Raw genomic sequence first — 7,807 nt, 5'->3', positions numbered from 1 at the left:
CCAAATTTAATGGCCTTAGCCCGATAGAATATCGAGCTAAGGCCATTGCCTAATTTTATTTTTTTATACTGTCTACTTGACAGGGTGCAGTTCAATGTCTGCTTCGGTTTTTTATTCCACACTTTTTTCTTCAATGGGAACTTCGTTATCATGAAAGGAGTAGAAGCTTGAAATTAACGTGTCCAGATGTTCAAGTTGTTCTCCGTAATCAATAATAAATGCTGTGATTTGCATGACATGATAAAGATGTGGATTATCTTGATCCGTATATTCCCTTTGGTGAGCAATAAAGAGATCGTAAAGCTCTTTTTTATTTAAAAAATCATTTCCTCCAGATCCGGTTGTAGGTTCCGGCACTTTCCCAATAAACCGAAGCATGAGTTGTTCATGGTGGTAAATAAGGCTATCCAGCTGCTCTTGAATCGCCTGTTGAAAATGTTCCGGCAGCAGGAGGATTTCATTATCAAACCGGTGAAGCTTTCTTAGTGTATCTACGCCTTTTTTGACAGTAAAAATCATTTGTCTGTAAACAACCAGCTTACGTGATTTTTCTAAGTTTTTTTTCTTAAAATAATTATGTTCTTCCTTGTACATTCCATAAAACTGTTCCATTTTAATGAGACTATCTTTTAACTTTTCAATCTCTTCTTTCAGGAGATGATGGTCAAAGTCATGGCGGGTGCTTAAGCGAATCCACCTGATTAATTCCGCTGTTGTACTTGATATTTTAAAATAAAGCTTACTCTCATACTTTGGCGGCATAAACACTAAATTTACGATGAAGGCTGAAAAGACCCCAATCATGATCGTAGAGAACCGGACGGCCGCAAACGGAATGAAATTCCCGCCAGTCGTTTCCATAATCGAAACCAATGTTACCAGGGAAAGGGCGATGGTATTTTCTAGTTTCAGCTTTAGATTGATCCCAATAGCAATAATGGCGGCTAATCCAATGACAGTAAAATGATTTCCTAACGTGAGAACGAAAAAAACGGCGAGTAATGCCCCGATGATATTTCCTTGAATTTGTTCAATAATCGTTAAGTAGGAACGATAAATCGTCGGCTGAATCGCAAAGATGGCAGAAATACCGGCAAATACCGGTGATGGTGAATGCAGCAGCTGACCAAGATAAAGGGACAAAATGATTGCTATTCCCGTTTTTAAAATGCGGGCGCCTAACTTCATAAAAGAATGGATTCCTTTCAAAAAATTGAATAATACTAGTTTGTTCAATGTTAAACAATAAAAGACTATACATGGATTAAAACATATAATCAAGAGATTTAATATGAGTTTTTTGTAATATTTTTCTACAAAAAAAACGTCCGCTGTATGATGCGGACGTTTTTTGTATCATTCTGTAGAAACAGATGGATCTGCTTGCTCTTTAACTGGAACAATTTGTACGAAATGGTCTTCAAGATTTGATAGAAGTGCTTGAAGCTGTTTTGCTTCTTCAACCTGGCTATCATTCTCAAGTAAGCTGATGTATTGACCCAAAAGTTCATTAACATCACTTTTTCCTTTTTCATTTAATGAGGAAACAGAAACTTTAGCTCCTTTGGCAATTCTTCTTTGAATCGCCTCTTTCGTTAATCCCATTTCAGGTTGAAGGCGTGTATACACAACACCACCGGTCATTCCTGCACAAATCCATGGACCTGGGTCTCCTATTACAAGACCTCGGCCGTTTGTCATATATTCAAAGGCAAATCCCTTAATGTTTGCATTGGCACCGATATTGCCATTTTCCTGCTCAGGAATTTGTTTTTTAACCGTTCCACCGATGATTAAATCAGCCCCTGACAGACGGATTCCGGCGCGGGCATCCGCATTACCCTGTGCGACTAAAAGTCCTTTTTGAGCACCATATCCAAAGCCTTTTCCGACTGAACCATTATAATAATGGCCATTTTTCCCTTTTGCTTTGAGGATTTGAATATTACCGCCAAGTGATGTTTTACCCACACCATCTTGACCGCCGCCATTAACCGTTATATAGATACCTTCACTGTTGTAGGCCCCTAAGCCATTTCCTGGGATGGAACCTTTACGATATTTTAACTGTACAGGTTTCAATTGTTTGTAAGAACCATCAAGTCTGCCTCTTACACGGTGGCAGGAAACACGGCTTCCTAAAACCCTTTGCTCTGATGTAACACTTTCAAACTCACGGGAGCAATGCAACTGATCAATACTTGCATCAAGATATTCTGCTCCAACTGCTACCTGCAATTGTGCTTCAGCAATTGTTTTCGATACTTCAGTCTTCGTAAATTGGCTGATTTCAAGTGTTTTTAGTAAATAAGATAAATCTAATTTTTGATGTCCGCTCGTTTGAACCAATAAATCTGAGCGACCCACAGCTTCTTGCAGGTCACGAATTCCTAATGATGCTGCGAGTAGCTTTAATTCCTGCCCAAAAGCAGTGAATAGATTCATGATTCCTTGTACGGCTAAATCAAATTGGCGTGGTACAAAACGTCTTAGTCCATGTTCCTTTGCTTGAATCTCTGATTCAATTTGTGTTGCAATTCCAACATGACAAGTATCTAAGTGGCATCCACGGCAAGTTGTACAGCCAATAGACAGCATCGCTAATGTACCGAAACCAACGCGGTTTGCACCCAACAGCATAATTTTAATTACATCCATTGCACTCTTCATTCCGCCATCTGCCCAAATTTCTACCTTATGACGGAGACCACTTTCTAATAGGGCATTATGTGCTGCTTTTACACCAATTTCTACTGGTAAGCCAACATGCTGAAGGGCATGAATTCTTGCAGCACCTGTACCGCCGTCAAAACCGCTTAAGGTAATGATATCTGCGCCTGCTTTCGCAATTCCGACTGCAATCGTACCGATATTTGGTACAACAGGAACCTTAACAGCGATTTTCGCTTGATCGTTTGCTGTTTTTAATTCTAGAATCATTTGAGCCAAATCTTCAATTGAATAAATGTCATGGTTGTTGGATGGTGAAATTAAGTCAGATCCTAAAGTTGCGTTACGTGCAGCTGCAACTTTTGCTGTCACCTTTGAGCCAGGTAAATGTCCGCCTTCACCAGGTTTAGCCCCTTGCCCAATTTTAATTTCTAACAGATTGGATGAGTTTAACAATTCGGCATTTACTCCAAAACGGCCGGAGGCGATTTGTTGTCCGCGCGTTTTTGGATATTTACCAAGCATATCTTTTATTTCGCCGCCTTCACCGTTTAAGCTCACCATATTTAAACGGTTTGCGCCTTCTGCATAAGCTCTGAAGGCAATTTCATTTTGCGATCCAAATGACATGGAAGAAATCAGAAATGGTAAATCATGATCTCCTACACTAATATCGACTTCATTTGGTGAAATTGCATGGTTCGATACTTTTAAACCAGCCAAGTGGCGAATGGTCGTAGGGTTTTCTAATTCCTGCTCTGAAATTTTATCACGGTAAACATTGTAATCACCAGTCGCTGCCACTTCACCGATTGCTTTCCAAATCCGCGGGAAGAGGTGGAAGGTCTTTCCGACTCTTTCCTTTTCATTTTGGTAATCTTCCGCCCTGGCAAATGCATCCTGTTTCATTGCTTCGAAATCAAATTCGAGCTCTTTTGATCCAAAGAAGTTTACAATGTTTAAAACTTTTGCAATATCTTCATGGAGACCAATGCTTGAGAACAATCTTCCATATCCTCGTAATTCGTGGATCCCGATTGTTGAGATGACTTTTTCAAGCCCTTTTGTCAATGCACTGTACAAATTAGTCAACGGCTTAGTTGATTCATCGAGGACCGTCATAAACATGTAGTAAGGGCTAATTAAATCTGCGCCTAAACCTAAAGCTGTTATAATATCGTGTAAGGAACGGATGGCAGCAGAACGTAATACTAAAGAGCAGTCTCTTCTTAATTCAGCCTTCACTAATGCCTGATCAATGGCTGATGTGACTAAATGCGGGTCAATCCAATAGAAATCCTCTTGATGGGCTTTAGCATCATCAAGAACGAGTAATGTTTTCCCTGATTGAACAGCCTGAACTGCTTCTGAAGCAAGTCTTTCGAGTGCCAAATTGATTTCTTCGTCCTTGTGGAAGGTAGTCGAAATAAAGGCAGCTAATTTTTGTTCATTGAAATATTGAACGACTTGATCAAAGCTTGGCTGTCCAAGTGCTTCAGAACAAGTAAAACCTGTTTTTCCTTCTAATAGGACAGGAGTGATTAGCTCTAGAACAGTATTTGTTTCTTCTTTATCGAATAGAGATGGGCGTTTGCCGATAACCACACGCGTAGAAAAATGTTCTGTTTCACGATCCCGGTCAATCGCAGGGTTTGTGACAACCGCAACACTTTCTTTAAAGAAATCAGCGATATTTTTTCTTTCTGGATTTAATGATGCGAGCGGGGCATCATGACCTAATGAACGGATTGGCTCCACACCTTTTTCCGCCATCTGCTCGATTAATTGAATATGATCGCGTTCCCATCCGAAAGCCTTATATTGGCCATTATGGATTTTATCTGGATAATTCATTGTTACCGTTTTATTTAAGCTAGGTGCTGTTAATCGGTTCCGTGCACTTTCAATCGTTAATCGCTTAGAAATACGATTATATACTTCATTTTGGAAACGATTTTGCTCGTAAACATCCAATTGATCTCCTTGCCATTTAAAGCCAACCTTTTCACCAGGTGCAAGCGGCTTTGGATCATTTACATACTCACTTGACGGAATAATCCCAGGTTCAGACGAAAATAGATAAGATGTTTCCGTTTCGAGCATCCAAAGCGGTCTAAGGCCAAGTGCATCGACACTAAATACAGCTTCATCGCCATATCTTGAGATGATTCCGGCAGGTCCTTGTGCGTAATGTCCCCAAGCTTCACGAAGGTACGTATATAAATCCTGCAGTTTTTCTGGATAGGCTTTTATTTCATTAATAATTGGCGGGAATAGAAGATCCATAGCTTCAAATAAAGAGTATCCTTCCCGTGAGATTAAGGTTTCCATTGTCCGGCTTAAATCCTGAGAGTCACTGCCGTCCTTTACAAGAGGAATCCCAATCATTCTAGCTTCATCGCGAAGCTTAGCAATGGTATTGATTTCACCATTATGTCCAAGCACACTAAATGGCTGAACTCTGAAAAAGCTGGAAAGAGTATTTGTAGAGTAGCGGTTGTGCCCCAAAGTGATGGTTGAGGCAGCAAGCGGGTTCGCCAAATCCTGATAGTAACGCGGAAGAATATCTCCGGCACCCATTACTTTGTAAACTACATGATTCTGACTTAATGATGCTACATGGATATTTTCATTGATTTCAAAATCAACCAATGCCTCAAATAGGACCTTTGTTAATTCTTGGCCGCTTTTTTTAGAAAGACAGGCAAATTGCCAAAAAACAGGGTTTTCCTGGATGGCAATCGGTCCAAGAGCAGAAGGGTCTGTAACTTCAACTGTTTCGAAAATCAATTCTAATTCATATTTTGCAAGCTTTTGAAGTAATTCATTTTTAGTAGAATCCCAGTTTGCTTTTTGGCTGATAAAAACATGCCCAACGGCAAATTCCTTTTTTTCAGCGAGCAGAGGGTCAATTCCTGCATTTTGTAATTTCTGTTTCCAAAGTGCAACAGGGATATCCATATGAATTCCTACGCCATCGCCTTCACCGTTAATAAAGCCGGCCCGGTGATTCATTGTAACAAGAGCATTAATACAATCAAAGATATTCTTTCTTGTAGGAATCTTGCTTTTTTCAAGGCACGCAACAATACCACATGAATCGTGTTCATGTTTGTGGAAATCTTTAAAATTGGAAGGGTTATATTTTTGTGTCATTATGGTCAGGCTTTAAAAGGGTATTCCTCTAAAGCCGATTCACCTCCTATGAAATTATTAGAACTGAGAAAAGTGTTTGTGGTTTAGCCACTTTATTGAGGTATAAAGCTAAAGGGAAAAATAATAACTTAATAGTATCATATGAATTTTCAGAAATCAAATAAATATACAGTAAATTGTATATCGAAATTAGATTATAATCATATCGAATTGAGATGGGAATATATCATTGTAAACGTTTACATGGTAGTTTTAAGTAAAAGGGAGTGGGAGACACTCCCTTTTTGTGTATAAAAAATGTATAATTATTCGTTGTGAAGTGAGGAAAATGCATTGTTAACAGCGTGTAATGTTGCTTCAACATCTTCTACTGTATGAGCAATCGTTAAGAACCATGCTTCATACTTGGATGGTGCAAGGTTAATACCTTGATGAAGCATCAGCTTAAAAAACTTGGCGAATGTTTCACCATCTGTATTTTCAGCCTGCTCGTAGTTTTCAATTTTTTCTGTTGTAAAATAAATCGTTAATGCCCCTTTTAATCGATTTATCGTGATTTGGATTCCATGTTCCTTTGCAGCAGCTAAAATTCCTTCTTCGAGCCTTGCTCCTAATCTGTCTAAATAATCATATACTCCTTCTTGCTTTAGAACCTCAAGACAGGCAATACCGGACAGCATTGAAGCAGGATTTCCTGCCATTGTACCTGCTTGATAGGCTGGTCCAAGAGGTGCCACTTTCTCCATAATTTCTTTACGTCCGCCGTAGGCTCCGATTGGCAGACCTCCGCCGATAATTTTCCCAAGCGCAGTCAAATCAGGTTGGATTCCTAAAAGGTCTTGGGCACCGCCATACATGAAACGAAAAGCCGTGATGACTTCATCATAAATGACAAGTGCTCCTGCGGCATGGGTTAGCTCATTAATTTGCTGCAGGAAGCCAGGTTTTGGTTCAACAATTCCAAAGTTTCCCACAATCGGCTCTACAAGAACAGCTGCAATTTGATCACCCCATTTTTCTAATGCCACTTTTAATGGTTCGATATCATTAAAAGGAACAGTTATGACTTCTTGAGCGATACTTTTTGGTACTCCGGCAGAATCGGGGGTACCAAGTGTAGAAGGACCGGAACCTGCTGCAACAAGTACAAGATCAGAGTGGCCGTGATAACAGCCGGCAAATTTAATAATTTTATCTCTTCCAGTATAGGCGCGCGCTACCCGAATCGTTGTCATGACCGCTTCCGTTCCGGAATTGACAAAGCGGACCTTATCCATGGATGGGATTGCTTCTTTTAGCATTTTTGCCAGTTTGATTTCATGTGGAGTAGGGGTACCGTAAAGTACGCCTGTTTCAGCTGCAAGTTTGATGGCTTCCGTAATATGTGGATGGGCATGCCCGGTAATAATTGGACCGTATGCGGCTAAATAATCGATGTACTGGTTGCCGTCGACATCCCAAAAATAGGCTCCTTGCCCACGTTCCATGACCACGGGTGCACCGCCGCCCACTGCTTTGTAGGAACGGGATGGGCTGTTTACTCCTCCAACAATGTGTTCTAGTGCCTCACTATGTAATCGTTCTGAATTAGTAAATTGCATAAATTTTCCTCCTAAAAATGGATTCCATCTTATTTTAGCACTTATTTTTACGAATTCATGCTGTTTTATATTTTTGACAATTTTCAAATGGTTTTTTCAAATATGTATAGGCTACCAAAGAGAGGAAAATCGATACATACGGTCGCCTACCGGGATTCTACACGACCGTACCTGCGAAAAATGAGATCACCCGGTCGCCTAAGTGGTTTCTACGCGACCATAACAGTGAAAAGTGAGATAGCTCGGTCGCATATCGGGTTTCTACGCGACCATAACAGTGAAAAATGAGATAGTTCGGTCGCATATCGGGATTCTACGCGACCATAACAGTGAAAAGTGAGATAGTTCGGTCGCATATCGGGATTCTACGCGACCATAAC

General features: G+C 40.2%; 3 protein-coding genes. All 3 read right to left on the bottom strand.

Annotation, left to right across the window (positions count from 1 at the left end):
- Positions 1 to 111 precede the first annotated feature (111 nt).
- The 3 genes from J2Y67_RS27245 to J2Y67_RS27235 all read right to left on the bottom strand — a co-directional run bounded on the left by J2Y67_RS27245 (position 112) and on the right by J2Y67_RS27235 (position 7,427).
- Positions 112 to 1,188 carry an FUSC family protein gene (locus J2Y67_RS27245; protein WP_310179271.1) on the bottom strand — a complete coding sequence of 359 codons (1,077 nt, stop codon included), beginning with the start codon at positions 1,186 to 1,188 and terminating at the stop codon, positions 112 to 114.
- Between the two features lie 168 nt (positions 1,189 to 1,356).
- Complete coding sequence (locus J2Y67_RS27240) at positions 1,357 to 5,826, bottom strand: glutamate synthase-related protein (protein ID WP_310179269.1); 4,470 nt, start codon at positions 5,824 to 5,826, stop codon at positions 1,357 to 1,359.
- A gap of 305 nt (positions 5,827 to 6,131) precedes the next feature.
- Positions 6,132 to 7,427 carry a glutamate-1-semialdehyde 2,1-aminomutase gene (locus tag J2Y67_RS27235; RefSeq protein WP_310179266.1) on the bottom strand — a complete coding sequence of 432 codons (1,296 nt, stop codon included), beginning with the start codon at positions 7,425 to 7,427 and terminating at the stop codon, positions 6,132 to 6,134.
- Between the last annotated feature and the right edge of the window lie 380 nt (positions 7,428 to 7,807).

Origin of the sequence: Neobacillus niacini (assembly GCF_031456445.1) — a bacterium.
Classification (GTDB): domain Bacteria; phylum Bacillota; class Bacilli; order Bacillales; family Cytobacillaceae; genus Neobacillus; species Neobacillus niacini_I.
The sequence above is the reverse complement of the archived record's forward strand: the minus strand, read 5'-3'. Positions and strand labels throughout refer to the sequence as shown.